Source organism: Phreatobacter stygius (genome assembly GCF_005144885.1).
GTDB lineage: Bacteria > Pseudomonadota > Alphaproteobacteria > Rhizobiales > Phreatobacteraceae > Phreatobacter > Phreatobacter stygius.
The window spans coordinates 6759031-6778497 of record NZ_CP039690.1; the positions used below are offsets into that span (position 1 = coordinate 6759031).

A 19467-nucleotide genomic window follows, 5' to 3' on the forward strand; every position below is an offset into this window, starting at 1 on the left:
CGCCCGACTGTTTTTTACTGCCCGTTGCCGCAACGCCACGCACCCCATCATCCGACCAGCTTTCCGAAGATCATTCCAATGGGTCCCCGCAGGTCGTTCCAAGTCGCAAAAATCATTAAAGTCATGACCATGATGAAGCCGATCCGGAAGGCGGTTTCCTGCGCCCTTTCGCTCATCGGCCGGCCACGGATGGCCTCGACGGCGTAGAACACCAGATGACCGCCGTCGAGCAGCGGAATCGGGAACAGATTGAGCAATCCGATCGAGACCGAAATCAGCGCCGCGAAGCCCATCAGCGTGCTGAAGCCGATCTGCGCCGCTTCGCCGGCGACCTGGGCGATGCGAATGGGCCCGCCGAGCTGATCGGCGCTCTGGGTGCCCATGAAGATGCCGCCGATATAGCTGAGCGTGGTCGAGATGACGAACCAGGTCTCCTGCATGCCCATCCAGGCCGCGGTGAACGGGTCGTAGCGGCGCATCTCGACGTCGCCCGGCTGGGTCGACTTGGAAATGCCCAGGCGGCCGATTCGATGGGTGCCGCCGAACCGGTCCTTGAACTCGAACACCGCCGGCGTCGCGGTCAGTTCGGTGCGCCGCCCGTCGCGGTCGACCACGATGGCCAGGGCCCGGCCGGCGCTGGATGCGACAATGCGCTGCATGTCCGAGAAATTGTCGATGGAACGGCCGTCGATCGACAGAACCAGGTCGCCCGATTTGAAACCGGCGGCCTCGGCCGCGCTTTCGGCCACGATCGTATCGACGCGCGGCGCGGTGGTCGGCTTGCCGAACAGCGAGAAGACGGCGGTGAAGATGACGATGGCCAGGATGAAATTGGCGATCGGGCCGGCCGCGACGATGGCGGCGCGCTGGCCGAGCGTCTTATGGAAGAAGCTCTGCGAACGCTCGGTCTCGCTCATTGCGCCGGCGGTCTCGAAATCCGGCCGGCTCGCCGCGTCGGCGTCACCGAAGAATTTGACATAGCCGCCGAGCGGAATGGCGCAGAGCTTCCAGCGCGTGCCATGACGATCGCTGAAGCCGAGCAATTCCCGTCCGAAACCAATGGAAAAGACCTCGACGCGGACGCCACAGCGGCGCGCGACCCAGAAATGGCCCAGTTCGTGGAAAAACACCACGATGGTCAAGACGAACAGGAACGCGATGATGGTCGGGACCACGCCCAACCCCCATCCACCCCACGCGGAGATGAAATTCATACAACTGTCCCATGGGTATGCGCCGGCTCTTCTGATCCGGACCCACACCCTCCCAGGGATCAGGATGCCGGAGCCGGCGTCAGATGCAAGAGGACCGCGCGCGATCTCTCGCGGCATGGTCAATGAAAGTTAAGTCATCCAATGTGGCCGCAGCGGGGCCGCCGCCCAGTTCCGCCAGCACATCCGCGACGATGCCGGCGATGTCGCCGAACCGGATCCGCCCGGCCAGAAAGGCCTCGACCGCGATTTCGTTGGCCGCATTGAGCACGCAGGGCGCCCGGCCGCCGCTCGCCATGGCTTCGATCGCCAGCCGCAGCGCGGGAAAGCGGACGAGATCCGGGTCCTCGAAGGTCAGGCTGCCGAGGCTTGCCAGATCCAGCCGCTTGGCCGGCCCGTCGATCCTGTCGGGAAAGCCGAGGCAGAACGCGATCGGCACCCGCATGTCGGCGGCACCGAGCTGGGCAACCACCGACCCGTCGCGATAGCCGACCATGCCGTGGACGATCTGCTGGGGATGGACCAGGACCTTCAAACGATCCGGCGCGATATCAAAAAGATGATGCGCTTCAATCAGTTCCAGGCCTTTGTTCATAAGGCTGGCAGAATCGATCGTGATTTTCGCGCCCATCGCATAGTTCGGATGTTTCAGGGCGTCCGCGGGGGTCGCCCGCGCGATCGCCGCGGCCTCCCAGGTGCGAAACGGCCCGCCCGAAGCGGTCAGCCAGACGGTCTCGACATCGGCCATGCGCGACCCGGCCAGCGCCTGGAACACCGCATTATGCTCCGAATCCATCGGCAGCAGTGTGACGCCGCGCTTGCGCGCCTCACCCATGACCAGGTCGCCGGCGGCAACCAGGCTCTCCTTGTTGGCGAGCGCAACCGTAATGCCCTGCCCGATCGCGGCCAGCACGGGCGCGACACCGGCGGCGCCCGACACCGCGGCAACCACCATGTCGGACGGCCGGGCCGCCGCGGCGACGATCGCCTCGGGTCCGGCCGCCGTTTCGATGCCGGAGCCGGCAAGCGCCGCCTTGAGCGCGGCATAGGCGGTCACGTCGGCGACCGCGGCGAAGCGCGCGCCATGGGCCCGCGCGATGGCCGCCAGCTCCTCGGCATGGCCATTCGCGGTTACCGCCTCGACCCGGAATCGGTCGCGGTGCCGCGCGACCAGGTCGAGCGTATTGGTGCCAACGGAGCCGGTGGCTCCGAGAATGGTCAGCGCGCGCATGCCCTCTCCTACCAGATCAGGATGCCGGCCGCAGGATTGGCAAATCCGCCGCGCGCAAGACCGATGAGCGCCGCGACGATCGCCGCGACCAGAAAACCGTCGAGCCGGTCCATGACGCCGCCATGGCCGGGGATCAGGCCGCCGGCGTCCTTGGCCTCGAAACGTCGCTTGACCGCGGATTCGAAAAGGTCGCCGGCCTGGCTGAGGGCGGCAACCGCCAGGGTGACCAGGATCAGCCCGAGGCCAACAGGCAGTCCCGCCGCCTTGACGATGGCGCAGCCGAGCGCGCTGCCGATCAGCGTGCCGCCGATGAAGCCGGCCCAGGTCTTTTTCGGCGACAGGCGCGGCCACAGTTTCGGCCCGCCAATGGCGCGGCCGGCAAAATAGGCGCCGACATCGGTGCCCCAGACCACCGCGAAGAGCCAGAGAATGGCGACGAAACCATAGGTCGCATCGTCGCGCAGGATCACCGGGCCGGCGACCACGGCCGCGGCATAGACGAGGCCGGTTATGGCCCAGCGCGACACCCCGGCCGGGCTGAAGGCGAGCGCGAAACCGGTGCCGATGCCGAGCGCGACCAGGCCGAAACCGGGATTGAGGAAATAGCGGATCAGCACGACGGCCGCGATCAGGGCCGCGATCTCGCCGGCCAGCAGGGTCGGCGGCGCGTCGGTCTGCACCAGCCGGTTCCATTCCCACAAGACGGCGATCGCGGCCGCGAGCCAGAACGCCGCGAAAGGCCAGCCGCCGAACCAGGCCACCGCGATGGCCACCGGCACCAGGACCAGGGCCGAGGCGATCCGCCGCAGCAGGTCGGGATCGGAAAAGGCGCCAGCGGGACGCTGGTCGGGGGTCATTGGCTCACGCGCCCGCAGCCGTTGCGAGTCCGCCGAAGCGGCGTTCACGCCGGCCATATTCGGCCAGCGCCTCGACCAGCGCCTCCCGGCCATAGTCCGGCCAGAGGATCGGCTGGAACACCAGTTCCGAATAGGCGGCCTGCCAGAGCAGGAAATTGGACAGCCGCTCCTCGCCCGAGGTTCGGATGATCAGGTCGGGGTCGGGAATGCCGGCGGTGGAAAGCCGCGCCTCGATGGCCTCGGGCGTGATCGATGCCGGATCGCGCCGGCCGGCCGCGACCTCTTCGGCAAGCGACCGGGCGGCGGCCGCGATCTCCTGCCGGCTGCCATAGTTGAAGGCGACGACCAGCGTCTGGCGCTGGTTGGCGGCGGTCAGTGCCTCGGCCTCGACCAGCAGGTGGGCAATGTCGGGCGCCAGATCCTGGCGATCGCCGGCGATCCGGACCCGCACGCCGGCCTCGTGCAGCTCGGCCAGGTCATTGCGGATGAAGCGCTTCAACAGGCCCATCAGGAACGACACCTCGGCCGGCGGGCGCGACCAGTTCTCGGAGGAAAAAGAATAGACCGTGACGATCTCGATGCCGATCTCGCGCGCGGCGCGCAAGGTGCGGCGCAAGGCTTCGACCCCGCGGCGATGGCCCTCGACGCGCGGCAGGCCGCGGGCGGTCGCCCAGCGGCCATTGCCGTCCATGATGATGGCGACATGGCGCGGCAGACCTGGAGATGGCTCTCCGGCAGGATCCGACGGTTGGCCGGGTTCCAGGCCTTGCCGGTCAATCATGGTCATCGCCGCAGCAATCCCCGTCAAACGGTCATGATCTCTTTTTCTTTGTGAACCAGGAGCTGATCGATCTCGGCAATATGCTTGTCGGTCTCTTTCTGGACCTGGTCGGCATTGCGAGCGTGATCGTCCTCGCTCATCGTATGGTCTTTTTCTTTGGTCTTGAGGATATCAAGGCCGTCGCGACGCACGTGGCGCACGGCGACGCGCGCGCCTTCGGCATATTTATGCGCGACCTTCACCATGTCCTTGCGGCGATCCTGTGTCAGTTCGGGGATGCGCAGGCGGATGACCTGGCCCTCGGTCTGCGGATTGAGCCCGAGGCTCGAATCGCGGATCGCCTTTTCCACCGCCTGGACCATGCCGCGGTCCCAGACCTGCACCGACAGGAGCCGCGGCTCCGGCACGCTGACGGTGGCGACCTGGTTCACATGCATGGTCTGGCCATAGGCCTCGACAATGATCGGGTCCAGCAGGTTCGGCGAGGCGCGGCCGGTGCGCAACGTGCCAAGCTCGTGCTTGAAGCTGCCGATCGCGCCCTGCATGCGGCGGGTGATCTCTTGGATGTCGAATGTCGGGGACGCGGCCATGGGATACGCCTCTTGGTCGTTGCGCGAACGGCAGGTCCGCGGGAAAGCAGCTGATCAACTCGTGACCACCGTACAGCGCCCCGTGCCGGTGAGCACGGAGGTGACGGCGTTTGGAGCATCGAGCGAGAACACGATTATCGGAAGACGGTTCTCCCGGGCAAGTGCGAAGGCAGCCGTATCCATCACCTTGAGATCCCTGGCGATGGCTTCGTCGGCGGTCAGCGCGTCGAAGCGCACCGCCTTCGGGTCCTTCTTGGGGTCGGCGGAATAGATGCCATCGACATTGGTGCCCTTCAGCACCACGCCGCAATTCAGTTCGACCGCCCGCATGATCGCCGTCGTATCGGTGGTCAGGAGCGGCACGCCGATGCCGCCGCCGAGCACGACGATGCGGCCCTGGGCGAGATGGTCGAGCGCGTGGCGCGCGGTATAGGTGTCGAGCGCCTCGGGCACCGGCTCTGCCGACAGGGCGACCGCGGGGTGGCCGAGCGCCTGGATCTGGCCGGCCAGCGTGATGGCGTTCATCACGGTAGCCAGCCGGCCGATGGCATCGGCGTCGACCCGCGACAGGCCGATGCCGGCGATCTGCTTGCCGCGGAAGATATTGCCGCCGCCGACCACCACGGCAATGTCGATGCCGGCCTTGGCGGAAGCGATCAGATCCTCGGCAATGGCCCGAACGACCTTCGGGTCGAAGCCGAAATCGGCTGTGCCGGCCAGGGCTTCGCCGGAGATCTTCACCAGCGCGCGCGTGTAGCGTGGTCCGGCCATCGTCCCCTCCCGATTCGAAAATGATACACCAGTACGACTGGCGACGGGTTTAGCGAAACGAGGCGCCAGCGCAACCGCGAGGTCCCGATAGAACCGGGACACCCCCAAGAAATACGGCCCCACGCACGCCCGAACCACCGTTGCGCGCGTCAACCCTCGCCCACGCCGTCGTGGGAGAGGGGTCGCGCAGTGCCCCGCACCAGGGTCAGCCACTTCCCGTGAGCCCGCATATGAAAAAGGGGCGGTCGCCCGCCCCTTTCCCGTTTCGGCATGATGACCGGTGCGTCAGGCCTTGAGGCCGGCCTGGGCGGCCACTTCCGCCGCGAAATCGCTCTCGGCCTTCTCGATGCCCTCGCCCAGTGCATAACGCACGAAGCCGGTCACCTTGATCGGCGCGCCGACCTTGCCCTCGGCATCCTTGACCGCCTGGGCGACCGACTTGCCGGTATCGTGGATATAGACCTGATCGAGGAAGCAGACTTCCTTGTAATAGGTCTTCAGGCCGGACTCGACGATCTTGGCCAGCACGTTTTCCGGCTTGCCGGCATTCTTCTCGGCCAGGATCGCCTTCTCGCGGGTGACCACCGCCGGATCGAGGCCGGCCGATTCCAGCGCCAGCGGGTTGGCAGCGGCGACATGCATGGCGAGCATGCGGCCGAGCGCCGAAAGCTCTTCCTTCGAACCGGTCGATTCGAGCGCCACCAGCACACCGATCTTGCCGAGGCCCGGCTCGACCTGGTTGTGCAGATAGCTGGCGACCACGCCGGCCGAAACCGACAGCACCGCCGCGCGGCGCAGCGACATGTGCTCGCCGATCGTCGAGACCGCGGTGGTCAGCGCGTCGGCGACCGTGGTGCCGGCGGAAGCCGGCGCCGCCAGGATCGCCGCGACGTCGCCGCCGGTCTTGTAGGCGACATGGGCGACCATCTTCACCAGGCCCTGGAACTGGTCGTTGCGCGCGACGAAGTCGGTTTCCGAGTTGACCTCGACGACCGCTGCCTTGGTGCCCTCGGCCCAGACGCCGACAAGACCCTCGGCGGCAACCCGCCCGGCCTTCTTGGCGGCCTTCGACAGGCCCTTCTTGCGCAAGAGATCGACGGCCGCTTCGATGTCGCCATTGGTCTCGGTCAGCGCGGCCTTGCAGTCCATCATGCCTGCGCCGGTCATCTCGCGCAGTTCCTTGACCATCTGGGCGGTGATGTTCGCCATGGGGGTCGTTCCTTGAAATCGATTGGAAGATCTGGATGGGAAACGGCCGGCCCGAGGGTTCGGACCGGCCGGAATCACGTCAGCCGGGTCTTCCGCTCACCATGCTGGCATGTCGAGCGGATGACGTCGGGCGAAGGCCTTAGGCCGCTTCGGCCTCGACCAGCGCCTTGGACTGGGACACCCAGCCGTCGACACGACCGGGAAGACCGACGCTGTCGCCGATCTCGGCGGCATCAGCCGGGGTGAACGAAGCGATCTGCCAATAATGGAAGATGCCGAGGTCGTTGAGCTGCTTCTCGATCTCCGCCGACACGCCGGTGAGCTTGGTCAGCTCGTCGGCCGGGCCACGGGGACCGGCAAGCCGTTCGAAACCGGCCGGAGCGGCGGCCTCGGGGATCTCCTCGACCAGCGGCTTCTCGGACGCGCCGAGATCGACGCCCGACGAACCCTGCGAACGGGCGAGGCCGTCGATGGCGGCCCGTGCGATCAGATCGCAATAGAGCGTCAGCGCGCGGCCGGCGTCGTCATTGCCCGGGATCGGGAAGGTGATGCCGTCAGGATCGCAATTGGTGTCGACGATGGCCGCCACCGGGATGCCGAGGCGACGCGCCTCGAGAATGGCGATCGCTTCCTTGTTGGTGTCGATCACGAACATCAGGTCCGGCGTGCCGCCCATGTCCTTGATGCCGCCGAGCGCCCGCTCGAGCTTGTCGCGCTCGCGCTGCAGCGTCAGGGCCTCCTTCTTGGTGTAGCCGGCGCCGCCATGGCTGAGCGACTCGTCGAGCTTGCGCAGGCGCGAGATCGACTGCGACACGGTCTTCCAGTTGGTCATCGTGCCGCCGAGCCAACGCGAGTTGACGTAGTACTGCGCCGACTTCTTGGCGCCTTCGGCGATCGATTCCTGGGCCTGGCGCTTGGTGCCGACGAACAGCACGCGGCCGCCCTTGGCCACCGTGTCCGACACCGCCACCAGCGCGCGATGCAGCATCGGCACGGTCTGGGCGAGATCGAGGATGTGAATATTGTTGCGGACACCGAAGATGTACTGATTCATCTTCGGGTTCCAGCGATGGGCCTGATGGCCAAAGTGGCAGCCAGCTTCCAAAAGCTGACGCATGCTGAAATCGGGCAGCGCCATGGTCTTCTCCGGTTAAGCCTCCGCGGACATGGGCCGGTTCCGGGATGGAACCTCGACACCACCGGAGCGGCAAAAGACGAGCGTCTTCCGCCGCGGGTCCGCGTGTGGAATGGGCCGGGCGATATACCAAAGACCCGCAAGATGCAAGGCCGAACGAGCGCGCGAGGCGCCACCTCGCGGTCGCCGGACGACCGGACCGGCGCCTCAGCGCCAGTCCGCGGCGATCCGCTTGACCAGCCCGGCGAGCTCCTCCGGCCGTTCGCAGAGATGGGTCGCGCCGGTGTCGCTGAGTTCCTGGGCACCGCCATAGCCCCAGGTGACGCCGATCGATGCGATGCCGTGGCGCCGGGCGGCCAGGATATCGTGCTTGCGGTCGCCGACCATGATCGCCCTGGCCGGATCGAAACCCTGTTCGGCGATGATCTTGGCCATCAGGTCGCCCTTGTCGTCGAGGCTGCCGTCGAGCGTCGTGCCATAGACCTGGTCGAACAGCGGCGCATAACCGAAACGGTCGATGATCGGCCTGGCGAAGGTCTCAGGCTTGGCGGTGCAGACGAACAGCCGCCGCGCCTCGGACCGGATCAGCGCCACCGCCTCCGGCATGCCGGGATAGACGGTCAGGTCGTAGAGGCCGCCGCCGCCATAATGCAGGCGGTAGCGGGCGAGCGCCGTCTCGACATCGGCGCCGTCAGGCATGAATTTCGGAAACGACGACCGGAGCGACGGGCCAATGATCCATTTCAGCTCGTCGAAGGGCGGCGTCTCATGGCCGAGATCGGTCAGGGCCTGCTGGAAACAGCCGATAATGCCGGGCGCCGGATCGGTGAGCGTGCCGTCGAGATCGAAGAGAACGGTGTAGGACATAGCCGGCATCTAGCGCGGATGCCCGGCAAAGGTCCATGCCGCCACGGCATCGGTCATCCGCGCCGGTGGGCGATGACTTTGTCGGACAAATCGCGCAAACAGTCCTCTTTCGCCGGACCGTTCCAAAGGTATCGCCAATGAGCGCCCATGTTCTGGCGGTCAGCCGCAATGGCAGCCATGGTTTCAGCAAGACCCCCTGCCCGGCCATCACGCTGCTTGCCGGCCTCGGCGTCGAGGGCGACGCCCATGCCGGCGAAACGGTCAAGCATCGCTCGCGCGTCGCGGTCGATCCAACCCAGCCCAACCTGCGCCAGGTTCACCTGGTTCACGCCGAGCTGTTCGACGAACTGAGAGCCAAGGGTTACGCCATCGCGCCCGGCGATATCGGCGAAAACATCACGACCCTCGGACTGGACCTGCTCGGCCTGCCGACCGGCGCCCTGGTCACCATTGGCACGGCCGTCATCGAAGTGACCGGCCTGCGCAATCCCTGCATCCAGCTCGACCGGTTCCGGCCTGGCCTGACCGCCGCGGTGCTCGACCGCGACAGCCAAGGCCGGCTCGTCCGCAAGGCCGGCATCATGGGCATCGTGCGGGCCGGCGGCCAGGTCAGGCCCCGCGACCCGATCGGCGTGACCTTGCCGGCCGAGCCGCACCGCCCGCTCGAACGGGTCTAGGAATTCCCGCCGTCGATTCCTGGCGAGAACCGGACCGGCGCGGCTTCCATCAGCGCCCCACCGCGGCGCCATGCCTGCCCGCGCCCCCGGCGAAGCTGGAGGCACCGGCCACCGTCTCGCCGGATCCCAGCGTCGCCAGACCGAGTTCGATTTCATTGGCGATCGCGTCGGCTTCGCTGAGATCCCAGCTGTCGATCAGGGCCTTGCGGTCGTTGCGCATGGCGACCTGGGGCACGCTGCCGATGTCCTCCGCCAGCGCGAGGGCGGCTGAGAGCGCCGCGCCGTCATCGACCACCCGGCTGACCAGGCCGATGGCCAGGGCCTCGTCCATCCCGACCGTCCTGCCGGTCAGCATCAGATCGAGCGCGCGCCCCTGGCCGATCAGGCGCGGAAAGCGAATGGCCCCGAGATCGCAGGTCGGAACCCCGAAGCGGCGGTTGTACATGCCGAAAAGCGCCGAGCGTCCGGCCACCCGCAGGTCGCACCAGGCCGCGAGTTCCATGCCCCCGGCCACAGCAGGGCCTTCGATCGCCGCGATCACCGGCTTGGACAGTTTCAAGCGTGTCGGGCCAATGGGGGCGAACGTGCCGGCGCGATTGAGCGGTTTGCGCTCCCCGGCGGCGATGGCGACGAGGTCCGCGCCGGCGCAAAAGGCTCCGCCCGCGCCGGTCAGGACGGCCACGTGGCTCGCCTCGTCGGCGTCGAACGCCTCGAATGCGGCGATCAGCGCCTGGGCCGTCGGCAGGTCGATGGCGTTGCGGCGCTCGGGACGATCGATCGTGACGATCGTCGTCCTGCCGTGGCGCCCGGTGAAAATCGTCTTGGCCAAGCTGTTTCTCCTGCTGATGGGGTGGTGATTTTCGGCTCTTGCGCCGGCGCGATCAGGTTTCCGATCGCACGGCCACCAACTGCCGGCGATGAGCCACCATGGCCGCCGGCAAGTCCTGGTCCCACGCGACCCGCTCCGACCAAAGCTTGGACGGGACGACGGCACCGCTTCCGACCGCCTTGAACGTCTCGTGGACATGCGGGCCGGTGCAGCTGCAGAGACCGCAGTGGAGCGTCGCGCCGGTGCCGTACCATTGCCAGCCAGGCAGGGTGACGTCGCCCAGGTGTGCGACGCACTCGACCATGCTTTCCGGTTCGATCAGTCGCATGACGCCGCGCAGCCATTTCGGATCGGCGCTCGCGTCGACCACCAGATCGAAAGGCCCCATGCCGCGGTCTGGCGGCCCTGGAAAGGCCGTGGCGCCGAGTTCGGTCGCGGTCTCGCGATTGGCGGTGTCGTCGTCGACATAGGTCAGGGAGCGGGCGCCGAGCGCCCGCGCGAACGCCACGACATAGAGGCCGTTAATGCCCCAGCCGAGCACCAAGATCCGGTCCCGGCCCGCCTTGATGTGCGGCGCGACCGTTGCATAGCCCAGAGTGAGATTGTCGCTGGTGGCGACGAAGGCCACCGGATCGACGCCCCCGGGCAGGCGGTGCAGCATGGCGTCGGCGAACGGCACACGAACCACGTCGTCGAACAGGCCGCCCCAGGATTCGCGGCCGGGAAGACCGTAGCAGGTCCCGGGCGCGGTCTGCCGGCAATGCGCCAGCAAACCGCGCCGGCAGCGGTCGCATTGGCCGCAGCTGATGTGCCAGCTGATCGCGACGAGGTCGCCAGGCGTGACGGTCCTGACCCCCTCGCCAACCTCGAGAACCCGGCCGACACCGTTGTGGCCGATCGCGAACGGGTCCTTGAACGGCGAGGGTTGCGAGATGATGAGGCGATCGATGTCGCAGGTGCTCGCGGCGATCGGCTGGACCAGAGCCTCCAGATCCCCGCCCAGCCGCGGTGCCGCGACGTCCCGCCATTCGAGATGGCCCTGCCGCACGAACCATAGGGATTGCATGGTCATATCCTCGATTGGAGATGGCTTGGGATCGTTTCGCTGGTCGCCGGAAGGTCATGAATTTCCCGGCGATTGAATCGGTCGGGATTGCCGGACCGTCCCTTGCCGGATCCGCGATCGAACGGCTTGAGTACACAAGTCAGTGTAATTAAGCTGCCATCGCGCCGCCCTCGAGGCAAGCGAAAATACACAGATCGGTGTAATTTAATGACCCGTCGCGACACCACGCCCATGGCGGAGAGAATTCTCGATACCGCCGATCGCCTGTTCTACGGCCAAGGCATCCGCGCCATCGGGGTCGATACGATCGCGGCGGAAGCGGGCATCAGCAAGCGAACGCTCTACAATCACTTTCCGTCAAAGGACGATCTGATCGTCGCCTATCTCCAGCGTCGCCTGCGGCCCCCGCTGCGGCGCTCCGACGCCCCGCCGCGGGACCAGATCCTCGGCCTGTTCACGCTTTTGGAGCGCGCTTTCGCCCACCGGGATTTCCGCGGCTGCCCCTATGTCAATGCGGTCGCCGAAATCGGCGAACCCGATCATCCCGCGCGACCTGTCGCGGTCGAGTTCAAGGAGCGGCAAAGGGTCTGGTTCCGCGATCTGTTGACACAAGCGAACGCCGCGGACCCCGAGGGGCTGGCGACCCAGCTGATGCTGCTGGTCGACGGTGCCATCGCCACCGCGCTGGTTCGCAAGGACGCCCAGGCCGCCAGGGCTGCCGCCCAAGCGGCCGGCACTCTGCTCACCGCGGCCGATGTGCGCTGAGCGGAGCGGGCCTGGCCTGACCGCCGCGGTGCTCGACCGCGACGCCGAAGGCCGGCCCGTCCGCGAGGCCGGCATCATGGGCATCGCATGACCCTCGCCCAGGTCTTCGTGGGAGAGGATTTGCGCCCACTTCACGCGAATTCGCGCGTCGAGGCGGTCAGCCACTCCTCGACATGGTCGGCATAGGAGCTCGCGACATAGACCTCGAAACGCTCGCCCTCGTCGACCAGGATGGTCACCGCGAGCTTGGTCAAGGCAGCGACGATGGCAGCCCCCGCGGCAAGCTTCGCCGGGCGCAGATCCACGGTGCAGCCCTTGGCCAGCACCACGCGGGCGCCCTGCCCTTCGAGCGCGAAGACGACGCGGCCATGGCTGAAATCGACCACCGCGGCGGTGGCGCCGAGGGCTGCTTCCAGGCGCGCGGCAAGGCTCGAGGCCGCCGGCGCCTTGGCTGAAACCATCCACCGCCCTGCCCCGGTGCTCGCCAGGACATGATCTTCGGTCTCGGTCCAGCGGTTCGGCGCCGGCGCGGCGCAAGCGAGCGTGGCCGCGAGCCTCGGACCGGCATCGGCGCCATCCAAGGCGCCGACCAGCACCAGGTCCTGCGGTTCGATCCGTTCGATCGTCAGGCTTTCGCCCGACAGGATGCGGTGGGCGCGTCCCGGTTCAGCCATGCATCCGTCCTCCACCGGCATCGACAAAGACCGGATCGCAAACCTTCACCGCAATCGACAGGTCGAGCAGCGGCGCGGCGGCGAACAGCTCTTTGCCCTCGGCCACCGCGCTCGGCTTGATCAGCGCCAGCGCGATCGGCCGGCCGAGCGTCGGGCTATGGGTTGCCGAGGTGACATGGCCGAGGATCGGCATGGGGGTTGGCGCCGCCGGATCGCGCACCAGATTGGCGCCGGCCGGGATCGAGGTGGCGCCGTCGATCGGCTCCAACCCGACCAGTTTCAGCCGGTCGGGATCACGCAAGCCTTCGCGGCCGAGCAGCACCTTGCCGACAAAGGCCTTTTTGGTCGAGACCATGCGCCCGAGGCCGAGATCGGCCGGCGTGGTGCGGCCGTCGAGCTCGGCGCCGGCGACATGGCCCTTCTCGATGCGCATGGCGCCCATGGCCTCCAGCCCATAGGGCACGATGCCGTCGGCGGAGCCGGCCGTCATCAGGCGGTTCCAGACCTCCGCCGTGGCCCGCCACGGCACCGACACCTCATAAGCCCGTTCGCCGGAATAGCTGACGCGGAACAGCCGGCACCGGTGACCGGCGAGCTCCAGCGCGAGCGTGCCGAGATGCGGCAGGACATCGTCGCCGAGGCTGATGCCGGCCGCCGTCTCGAGAACCGCCCGCGACCGCGGACCGGCGACCGCGATCTGGCCAAAGTGATCCGAGATCGAGGCCACCTGGACCTTCAGGTCGGTCCATGCGGTCGCCAGCAGGAATTCCATATGGCTCAACACCTTGCCGGCATTGGCGGTGGTGGTGGTCAGGTAAAACCTGGTGTCGCCGACCCGCGTCACCGTGCCGTCGTCGAACACCATGCCGTCGTCGCGCAGCATCAGCCCGTAGCGCGCCTTGCCGATGGCAAGCGAAGCCATCGGGTTGCAATAGAGCCGGTCGAGGAACACCTGCGCGTCCGGTCCCTGGACGTCGATCTTGCCGAGTGTCGAGACGTCGCAGAGGCCGACGCCCGAGCGCACCGCCAGGGTCTCGCGGATCCAGGCCTCGCGATAGGTCTCGCCCGGCCGGATATAGGTTTTCGGCCGCTCCCACAGGCCGGCTGATGTCATCACGGCGCCATGGGTGCGGTGCCAGGCGTCGAGCGGGGTGCGGCGCACCGGCGCGTGATGTTTGCCGGTCTCGGCGCCGACCAGCGCGCCCAAGGTCACCGGCGTATAGGGCGGCCGGAAGGTCGTGGTGCCGGCCTCGGCGATCGTCGTGCCGCGCTTCTCGGCGACGATCGCCAGCCCGTTGAGGTTCGAGGTCTTGCCCTGGTCGGTGCCCATGCCGAGCGTGGTGTAGCGCTTGACATGCTCGACCGAGCGGTAGTTCTCGCGGACCGCCAGGCCGAGATCGTCGGCCGTCACGTCATTCTGGAAATCGACGAAACGCTTGGCCTTCAGGCCTTCGGGCAGCGCCACCACCCAGAGCGGCTGCGCCGGCGCCGCGTCGTCCTCCTTGACCGCCCATTCCGGCAGCGCGCGCCGCGCGAAACCGCAGGCCTCGGCGGCATCGGCGCCGGCCATCGCCGCTTCCTTGACGATCGCCGCGAGCCCGAACGTGCCATTGGCGGCCCCCGCCGACACGGCCGCCTGGCCGATCAGGCCCGGTACGAAACCGCCGATGTCGTCGCGCCAGATGAGCTTGCCGCCGGCCTGGGAATGCAGATGCACCGATGGCGTGAAACCGCCGGAAACCGCGATGGCGTCGCAGCCGACGATCCAGCCCTTGCCGCCGCCGGTCGGCGCGATGGCGCAGCCTTGGACCTCGCCCCGGCCGATCGCCTGCGTCGGCACATAACCGGTGACGACCCGGATGTCGGCCAGGCGCGCCAGATCCGCGATCGGCCCCGGGGTTGGCCGGGCATCGGCGATCAGGGCAATGCGCACGTCCTTCGCCGCCAGGTCGAGCGCGGTGCGGTAGCCGTCGTCATTGGCGGTGGCGACCAAAACCTGCTTGCCGGCAGCCGCGGCGAATTGATTGGCGTAGCGCCTGACGGCGGAGGCCTGCATGACGCCCGGCAGGTCGTTGTCGGCGAACACCAGCGGCCGTTCGATCGCCCCTTGCGCCAGCACGATCCGGCGCGCCTTGACCTGCCAGCGGCGCTGGCGCGGCAGGCTGGCCGGCGCCACCGCGCCGAGATGGTCGGTCACCCGCTCGGCGAGCGCCACTGTCCCGTGGTCGTAGAAGCCGAAGGCGGTGGTGCGGGTCAGGATGGCGACGTTCGGGCGGCCGGCGAGATCGGCGGCGCTGCGCCGGGCGAAATCCGGCGCCGGCAGGCCGTCGATCTCATAGGTCTCGAAACACAACTGGCCGCCCAAGGCCGGACGTTCATCGACGATGATCACGTCGGCGCCGGCATCGGCCGCGGCATGCGCCGCGGCAAGGCCGGCCGGCCCGCCGCCGACCACCAGCACGTCGCAATGGACGGTGCGGTGCTCGTAGACGTCGGGATCGGCATGGCGCACCGGCTTGCCCATGCCGGCGGCGGCCCGGATGAACCGCTCATAGATCATCCAGGCGCGGTTCTGGCCGGCGAATTGCGGCCCCATGAAGGTCTTGTAATAGAAGCCCGACGGCAGGAAACGCGCGATCAGCGAATTGGCCGCGCCAAGGTCGAAATCCAGCGAGGGGAACCGGTTCTGGCTCTCTGCGACCAGCCCCTGGTGCAGCTCCACCACGGTGGCGCGGCTGTTCGGCTCGGCGCGGCTGCCGGCGCCGACGCGCAGGATCGCATTGGGCTCCTCGGGGCCGGCCGACAGGATGCCGCGCGGGCGATGATATTTGAACGAGCGGCCGACCCGGCGCACGCCATTGGCCATCAGCGCCGAGGCGAGCGTGTCGCCGGCGAACCCTGAAAACGAGCGGCCGTCGAAGGTGAAAGACAGGCGCCTTTCACGGTCGAGCCCATGGCCGCCGGCCAGCCGGAACGGTTGGTCCCCCGGCCCAAGTTCCGGTCGCGTTTCCGGCGCGCTGTCGCTGGCCGTCTGATCGCTGCGGACATGGCTCACGATGCGGCCTCCGGCAGCGGACCGGCAGCCGCGATGGCGTGGGTCACCAGGTCACGCTCGATCACCACGAAACCCCGGCAGCCGAGATTGTGCTGCCAGATCTCGCGCAACGGCCCGCGCTTGTTGTCGCGCAGGAAGACGTGGTCGAACCAGGCGGCCTCGGGCGCATCATCGGCCGGCCGCGTCTTGGAGGCGTCGCCCATGAAGGTGAATTCGGTATGGGTGCGTTCGCCGCAATAGGGGCAACGGATCGTCAGCATGGCCTGGCCTTAGTGCGCATTCGGGGTTGGCCCCGCGCCTTTTTCGTCGATCGCATAACCGCGCTCGAACCGGTCGAGGGTGAAGGCCGCGTTCAACGGGTGCGGTTCGTCGCGGGCGATCATATGGGCGAAGACGAAGCCGGAGCCGGGCGTCGCCTTGAACCCGCCATAACACCAGCCGCCGTTCAGGTAGAGCCCGCCGACCGGCGTCTTGGAGATGATCGGCGAGCCGTCCATCGACATGTCCATGATGCCGCCCCAGTGGCGCAGCATGCGCAGCCGCGACAGCGAGGGGAACATCTGCAGCCCGCAGGACATCGCTTCCTCGATGATCGGCAGGTTGCCGCGCTGGGCGTAGGACGGATAAAAATCGAGGTCGCCGCCCATCACCAGCTCGCCCTTGTCCGACTGGCTGACATAGAAGTGGCCGGCGCCGAAGGTGATCACCGTATCGATGAAGGGTTTCAGCGGTTCGCTGACGAAGGCCTGCAGCAGGTGGCTCTCGATCGGCATCCTCAGGCCCGCCATGGCGGCGACATGGCCGGTATGGCCGGCCACCGCGATGCCGATCTTGGCCGCCCGGATGGTGCCGCGCGTGGTCTCGACGCCCTGGATCCGGCCGTTTTCGATCAGGAAGCCGGTCGCCTCGCAATTCTGGATGATATCGACGCCGCGCTGCGAGGCGGCGCGGGCATAACCCCAGGCCACCGCGTCATGGCGTGCCGTGCCGCCGCGCCGCTGCATCAGGCCGCCGACAACGGGAAAGCGCGCTTCGTCCGAACAATCGAGCAGCGGCACCATGGCGGCGACCTGCTCGCGCGTCAGCCATTCCGAATCGATGCCGTTCAGGCGCATCGCATTGCCGCGGCGCATATGGGCGTCGCGCTGGCTGTCGGAATGGGCGAGATTGATGACGCCGCGCTGCGAGAACATGACATTGTAGTTGAGGTCGGCCGACAGCCCCTCCCACAGCTTCAGCGACAGTTCATAGAACTGCGCATTGGCTTCCAGCAGATAGTTCGACCGGATGATGGTGGTGTTCCGGCCGGTATTGCCGCCGCCGATATAGCCCTTCTCGATCACCGCGACGCGGCCGATGCCATGTTCCTTGGCGAGATAATAGGCGGTCGCCAGCCCGTGGCCGCCGCCGCCGATGATGACGACATCGTAAGCACCCTGCGGCTCGGCATCGCGCCAGGCCTCTTCCCACCCGGAATGATTGCGCAGACCTTCGCGGAAGAGCCTGAGCGCGGAATAATTCATCGTGCTGCCGTCATTGACCGTTCGAAAAGACCCGCCCCGTGCTGCAGCGCGGGACAAGGCGAACTCATCAGGTTCTTGGCGCCGAGGGAAGAGCCAGTTTTTAATTGTCCCTCTGCCGGAAGAGCGGATCGGACCAGTTTGGGGTCGCCCGCCGTGCCGGCCTGTGCAAAAACGCCGGGCAAACCCCTCGTCCCGGGACTGCCGCAATGACCGCCTCGACCGACCGCCCGGCGCTTCAGCCCGCCTTCGTCCTCACCCTGGTGTGCCGCGACCGCGTCGGCATCGTCGCGGCCGTCTCCCGCGCCATCGCCGACAAGGATTGCAACATCACCGAGAGCGCCCAGTTCGGCGATCCGGCGACCGGCATGCATTTCATGCGCCTGGTCTTCACCGCGCCGGCCGGGGTCAGCGCCGAAAGCTTCACGAAGGCCTTCGCGCCGGTCGCCGACCATTTCGCCATGACCTGGCGCCTGTGGGACGCCCATCAGCGGCCGCGCGTGGTGATCCTCGTCTCCAGGCACGATCACTGCCTGGTCGACCTCATCTATCGCTGGCGCCTCGGCAGCTTGCCGATGGACATCGTGTCGATCGTCTCGAACCATGACGATGCCCGGGCGCTGGCCGATCAGCACGGCATCGCTTTCCACCACTTGCCGGTGACCCGCCAGACCAAAGCCAGCCAGGAGGCCGAGATCATCGACCTGATCGGCCGGGACAAGGCCGACCTGGTCATTCTCGCCCGTTACATGCAGATCCTGTCGGACACGCTGACGGCCCGGCTCGCCGGCCAATGCATCAACATCCACCATTCCTTCCTGCCGAGCTTCAAGGGCGCCGCGCCCTACAGCCAGGCCCATGCCCGCGGCGTGAAACTGATCGGCGCCACCGCCCATTACGTCACCAGCGACCTGGACGAAGGGCCGATCATCGAGCAGGAAACCGAACGGGTGACCCACGCCATGAGCGTCGACGAATTCGTCGCCATCGGCCGCGAGATCGAAGCCCGCGTGCTCGCCCGCGCCGTCAAGATGCACGTCGAGCACCGGGTGTTCCAGAACGGCGGCAAGACGGTGGTGTTTCGCTGAGGCGAATGGCGAATGGCGAATGGCGAATGGCGAATGGCGAATGGCGAATGGGGATGAACCGAAACCCGTCGCGCGCAAACCCTCGCCCGCTTGCGGGAGAGGGTGGCGGCGGAGCCGCCGGGTGAGGGTTTGAAGAGGGCCGGCCCATCAATTCGACCCGGAATGCACGGCGCGCATCGACGCAACCACCCTCACCCGGCGGCTTTGCCGCCACCCTCTCCCACGCAGACGTGGGCGAGGGTTGATGCGCGGCGCGCGACATCATCCCCCATTCGCTATTCGCTATTCGCTATTCGCCATTCGCTATCAGCCATTCACGCCTATTCCGAATAGGGCAGCCGCAGCTCGAACAGCTGGTGCACGGCGCGATCGAGGTCGCTGGCGAAGAACGGCTTCCTCAGACAGGCCGCCGCGCCGAGCTCCTGGGCCCGTTCGGCGATGTCCGAACTCGCCGACATCAGCACGACGCGCACATGCCGGTTGACCGCGCGCAACAGCCTCAGCGTGCTGGCGCCGTCGATCCAGGGCATGTTCATGTCGAGGAAGACGATGTCGGCGCCTTCCCTGGCGTAGTTCTCCAGCGCGGTCACGCCGTCGCCGGCCTGATCCACCGTCAGATTGAAGATCGAATGGGACAGGATGCGCGTGACGATGGCGCGCGCGGTGCCGGAATCGTCGACGATCAGGATCCGGGTCGGCTGACTGACCCGCTCGAAGGTCTGCAGCACCGGCGTGATCGCCTCGGAGCCGAAGGGTTTCACCAGATAGTCATAGGCGGCGAGCTTGCGCATCCGCGCGATCGCCTGGGCATCCGAGGTCACCGAGACGACCACGAAGAACGGCATCTTGCCATGGTGCCTGACACGCTCGACCACCTCGGTGCCGTCAATCTCCGGCATGGCGAGATCGACGAAGGCAATATCGACGGGATGTTCCGACAGGGCGTCGAGCGCCTCCTGGCCGTTCTTGGCTTCGATAACCGTCGCGGCGCGATCGAAGGCTTCGATTCCAGCCCGGATGAGCCCCCGCCAGAACGCCGAATCATCGGCGATCAGGATGGTCCAGGGCGGCACCGTGACGACCTCGATATCGGGATGCTCATCCCGGCCTGCGGCGAGCTTCATTCACTTCTCTTCCAACA

Annotated in this window: 19 protein-coding genes; 3 read left to right on the forward strand and 16 right to left on the reverse strand. The window is 67.3% G+C overall.

The annotated features are described in order from the left end of the window. Nucleotides 1-47: 47 nt before the first annotated feature. From rseP to E8M01_RS31935, 9 genes are all read right to left on the reverse strand, one after another. Nucleotides 48-1214 carry an RIP metalloprotease RseP gene (gene rseP / locus E8M01_RS31895; protein ID WP_136963848.1) on the reverse strand — a complete coding sequence of 389 codons (1167 nt, stop codon included), beginning with the start codon at nucleotides 1212-1214 and terminating at the stop codon, nucleotides 48-50. Nucleotides 1215-1293: 79 nt separating this feature from the next. Continuing rightward, a complete protein-coding gene (gene dxr / locus E8M01_RS31900; RefSeq protein WP_136963849.1) occupies nucleotides 1294-2442 on the reverse strand; it encodes a 1-deoxy-D-xylulose-5-phosphate reductoisomerase in 1149 nt (382 codons plus the stop codon). Between the two features lie 8 nt (nucleotides 2443-2450). Further along, nucleotides 2451-3299 (reverse strand): phosphatidate cytidylyltransferase, encoded by an 849-nt coding sequence (locus tag E8M01_RS31905; protein ID WP_136963850.1) that lies wholly within the window; start codon nucleotides 3297-3299, stop codon nucleotides 2451-2453. Between the two features lie 4 nt (nucleotides 3300-3303). Further along, on the reverse strand, nucleotides 3304-4086 hold the full coding sequence (locus E8M01_RS31910; RefSeq protein ID WP_425467690.1) for an isoprenyl transferase: 783 nt from the start codon (nucleotides 4084-4086) through the stop codon (nucleotides 3304-3306). A 17-nt stretch (nucleotides 4087-4103) separates the two neighbouring features. Beyond that, on the reverse strand, nucleotides 4104-4670 hold the full coding sequence (frr, locus tag E8M01_RS31915) for a ribosome recycling factor (protein ID WP_136963851.1): 567 nt from the start codon (nucleotides 4668-4670) through the stop codon (nucleotides 4104-4106). A 54-nt stretch (nucleotides 4671-4724) separates the two neighbouring features. Next, nucleotides 4725-5441, reverse strand: coding sequence for a UMP kinase (gene pyrH, locus E8M01_RS31920; RefSeq protein WP_136963852.1), 717 nt, complete (start codon nucleotides 5439-5441; stop codon nucleotides 4725-4727). Between the two features lie 285 nt (nucleotides 5442-5726). Beyond that, the gene (tsf, locus tag E8M01_RS31925) at nucleotides 5727-6650 is read right to left on the reverse strand and encodes a translation elongation factor Ts (protein ID WP_136963853.1); all 924 of its coding nucleotides are present in this window, start codon (nucleotides 6648-6650) and stop codon (nucleotides 5727-5729) included. 139 nt (nucleotides 6651-6789) lie between these two features. After that, nucleotides 6790-7788 (reverse strand): 30S ribosomal protein S2, encoded by a 999-nt coding sequence (locus E8M01_RS31930; RefSeq protein ID WP_136963854.1) that lies wholly within the window; start codon nucleotides 7786-7788, stop codon nucleotides 6790-6792. Between the two features lie 204 nt (nucleotides 7789-7992). Next, nucleotides 7993-8652: an HAD hydrolase-like protein gene (locus tag E8M01_RS31935; protein ID WP_170182161.1), complete on the reverse strand. Its 660-nt coding sequence runs from the start codon at nucleotides 8650-8652 to the stop codon at nucleotides 7993-7995. Nucleotides 8653-8789: 137 nt separating this feature from the next. Here E8M01_RS31935 and E8M01_RS31940 point away from each other — a divergent pair, with 137 nt between their 5' ends. Then, entirely contained in the window at nucleotides 8790-9329 is a 540-nt protein-coding gene (locus E8M01_RS31940; protein ID WP_136963856.1) for an MOSC domain-containing protein, read from the forward strand. 49 nt (nucleotides 9330-9378) lie between these two features. On the opposite strand, the gene E8M01_RS31945 is transcribed toward E8M01_RS31940, so the two are convergent. Together E8M01_RS31945 and E8M01_RS35690 are read right to left on the reverse strand one after the other, a co-directional pair. Further along, complete coding sequence (locus tag E8M01_RS31945; protein ID WP_246088508.1) at nucleotides 9379-10158, reverse strand: crotonase/enoyl-CoA hydratase family protein; 780 nt, start codon at nucleotides 10156-10158, stop codon at nucleotides 9379-9381. Nucleotides 10159-10210: 52 nt separating this feature from the next. Further along, on the reverse strand, nucleotides 10211-11224 hold the full coding sequence (locus E8M01_RS35690) for an alcohol dehydrogenase catalytic domain-containing protein (RefSeq protein WP_246088509.1): 1014 nt from the start codon (nucleotides 11222-11224) through the stop codon (nucleotides 10211-10213). A 207-nt stretch (nucleotides 11225-11431) separates the two neighbouring features. Between E8M01_RS35690 and E8M01_RS31955 the strand changes: the two genes are divergently transcribed. Further along, complete coding sequence (locus E8M01_RS31955) at nucleotides 11432-11989, forward strand: TetR/AcrR family transcriptional regulator (protein WP_246088510.1); 558 nt, start codon at nucleotides 11432-11434, stop codon at nucleotides 11987-11989. 131 nt (nucleotides 11990-12120) lie between these two features. On the opposite strand, the gene E8M01_RS31960 is transcribed toward E8M01_RS31955, so the two are convergent. The 4 genes from E8M01_RS31960 to E8M01_RS31975 are packed head-to-tail and all read right to left on the reverse strand — an operon-like array spanning nucleotide 12121 to nucleotide 17241. After that, on the reverse strand, nucleotides 12121-12663 hold the full coding sequence (locus E8M01_RS31960) for a sarcosine oxidase subunit gamma (RefSeq protein ID WP_170182162.1): 543 nt from the start codon (nucleotides 12661-12663) through the stop codon (nucleotides 12121-12123). Further along, complete coding sequence (locus E8M01_RS31965; RefSeq protein ID WP_246088511.1) at nucleotides 12656-15718, reverse strand: sarcosine oxidase subunit alpha family protein; 3063 nt, start codon at nucleotides 15716-15718, stop codon at nucleotides 12656-12658. The genes E8M01_RS31960 and E8M01_RS31965 overlap by 8 nt, the downstream gene beginning before the upstream one ends. Then, complete coding sequence (locus tag E8M01_RS31970; protein WP_136963860.1) at nucleotides 15715-15978, reverse strand: sarcosine oxidase subunit delta; 264 nt, start codon at nucleotides 15976-15978, stop codon at nucleotides 15715-15717. The genes E8M01_RS31965 and E8M01_RS31970 overlap by 4 nt, the downstream gene beginning before the upstream one ends. A gap of 9 nt (nucleotides 15979-15987) precedes the next feature. Continuing rightward, the gene (locus E8M01_RS31975; RefSeq protein ID WP_136963861.1) at nucleotides 15988-17241 is read right to left on the reverse strand and encodes a sarcosine oxidase subunit beta family protein; all 1254 of its coding nucleotides are present in this window, start codon (nucleotides 17239-17241) and stop codon (nucleotides 15988-15990) included. A 206-nt stretch (nucleotides 17242-17447) separates the two neighbouring features. On the opposite strand from E8M01_RS31975, the gene purU reads away from it, so the two are divergent. Beyond that, entirely contained in the window at nucleotides 17448-18326 is an 879-nt protein-coding gene (gene purU, locus E8M01_RS31980) for a formyltetrahydrofolate deformylase (protein WP_136963862.1), read from the forward strand. A gap of 320 nt (nucleotides 18327-18646) precedes the next feature. On the opposite strand, the gene E8M01_RS31985 is transcribed toward purU, so the two are convergent. Beyond that, nucleotides 18647-19450: a response regulator gene (locus E8M01_RS31985; RefSeq protein ID WP_136963863.1), complete on the reverse strand. Its 804-nt coding sequence runs from the start codon at nucleotides 19448-19450 to the stop codon at nucleotides 18647-18649. Nucleotides 19451-19467: the final 17 nt, after the last annotated feature.

Excerpts from the sequence above, each read along its gene's own strand:
- dxr (WP_136963849.1), bottom strand. The coding sequence starts at position 2,442 with ATGCGCGCGCTGACCATTCTCGGAGCCACCGGCTCCGTTGGCACCAAT.
- E8M01_RS35690 (WP_246088509.1), bottom strand. The coding sequence starts at position 11,224 with ATGCAATCCCTATGGTTCGTGCGGCAGGGCCATCTCGAATGGCGGGAC.
- E8M01_RS31910 (WP_425467690.1), bottom strand. The coding sequence starts at position 4,086 with ATGACCATGATTGACCGGCAAGGCCTGGAACCCGGCCAACCGTCGGAT.
- purU (WP_136963862.1), top strand. The coding sequence starts at position 17,448 with ATGACCGCCTCGACCGACCGCCCGGCGCTTCAGCCCGCCTTCGTCCTC.
- E8M01_RS31930 (WP_136963854.1), bottom strand. The coding sequence starts at position 7,788 with ATGGCGCTGCCCGATTTCAGCATGCGTCAGCTTTTGGAAGCTGGCTGC.
- E8M01_RS31960 (WP_170182162.1), bottom strand. The coding sequence starts at position 12,663 with ATGGCTGAACCGGGACGCGCCCACCGCATCCTGTCGGGCGAAAGCCTG.
- pyrH (WP_136963852.1), bottom strand. The coding sequence starts at position 5,441 with ATGGCCGGACCACGCTACACGCGCGCGCTGGTGAAGATCTCCGGCGAA.
- E8M01_RS31975 (WP_136963861.1), bottom strand. The coding sequence starts at position 17,241 with ATGAATTATTCCGCGCTCAGGCTCTTCCGCGAAGGTCTGCGCAATCAT.
- E8M01_RS31970 (WP_136963860.1), bottom strand. The coding sequence starts at position 15,978 with ATGCTGACGATCCGTTGCCCCTATTGCGGCGAACGCACCCATACCGAA.
- E8M01_RS31985 (WP_136963863.1), bottom strand. The coding sequence starts at position 19,450 with ATGAAGCTCGCCGCAGGCCGGGATGAGCATCCCGATATCGAGGTCGTC.
- E8M01_RS31905 (WP_136963850.1), bottom strand. The coding sequence starts at position 3,299 with ATGACCCCCGACCAGCGTCCCGCTGGCGCCTTTTCCGATCCCGACCTG.
- rseP (WP_136963848.1), bottom strand. The coding sequence starts at position 1,214 with ATGAATTTCATCTCCGCGTGGGGTGGATGGGGGTTGGGCGTGGTCCCG.
- frr (WP_136963851.1), bottom strand. The coding sequence starts at position 4,670 with ATGGCCGCGTCCCCGACATTCGACATCCAAGAGATCACCCGCCGCATG.
- E8M01_RS31955 (WP_246088510.1), top strand. The coding sequence starts at position 11,432 with ATGACCCGTCGCGACACCACGCCCATGGCGGAGAGAATTCTCGATACC.
- tsf (WP_136963853.1), bottom strand. The coding sequence starts at position 6,650 with ATGGCGAACATCACCGCCCAGATGGTCAAGGAACTGCGCGAGATGACC.
- E8M01_RS31940 (WP_136963856.1), top strand. The coding sequence starts at position 8,790 with ATGAGCGCCCATGTTCTGGCGGTCAGCCGCAATGGCAGCCATGGTTTC.
- E8M01_RS31935 (WP_170182161.1), bottom strand. The coding sequence starts at position 8,652 with ATGTCCTACACCGTTCTCTTCGATCTCGACGGCACGCTCACCGATCCG.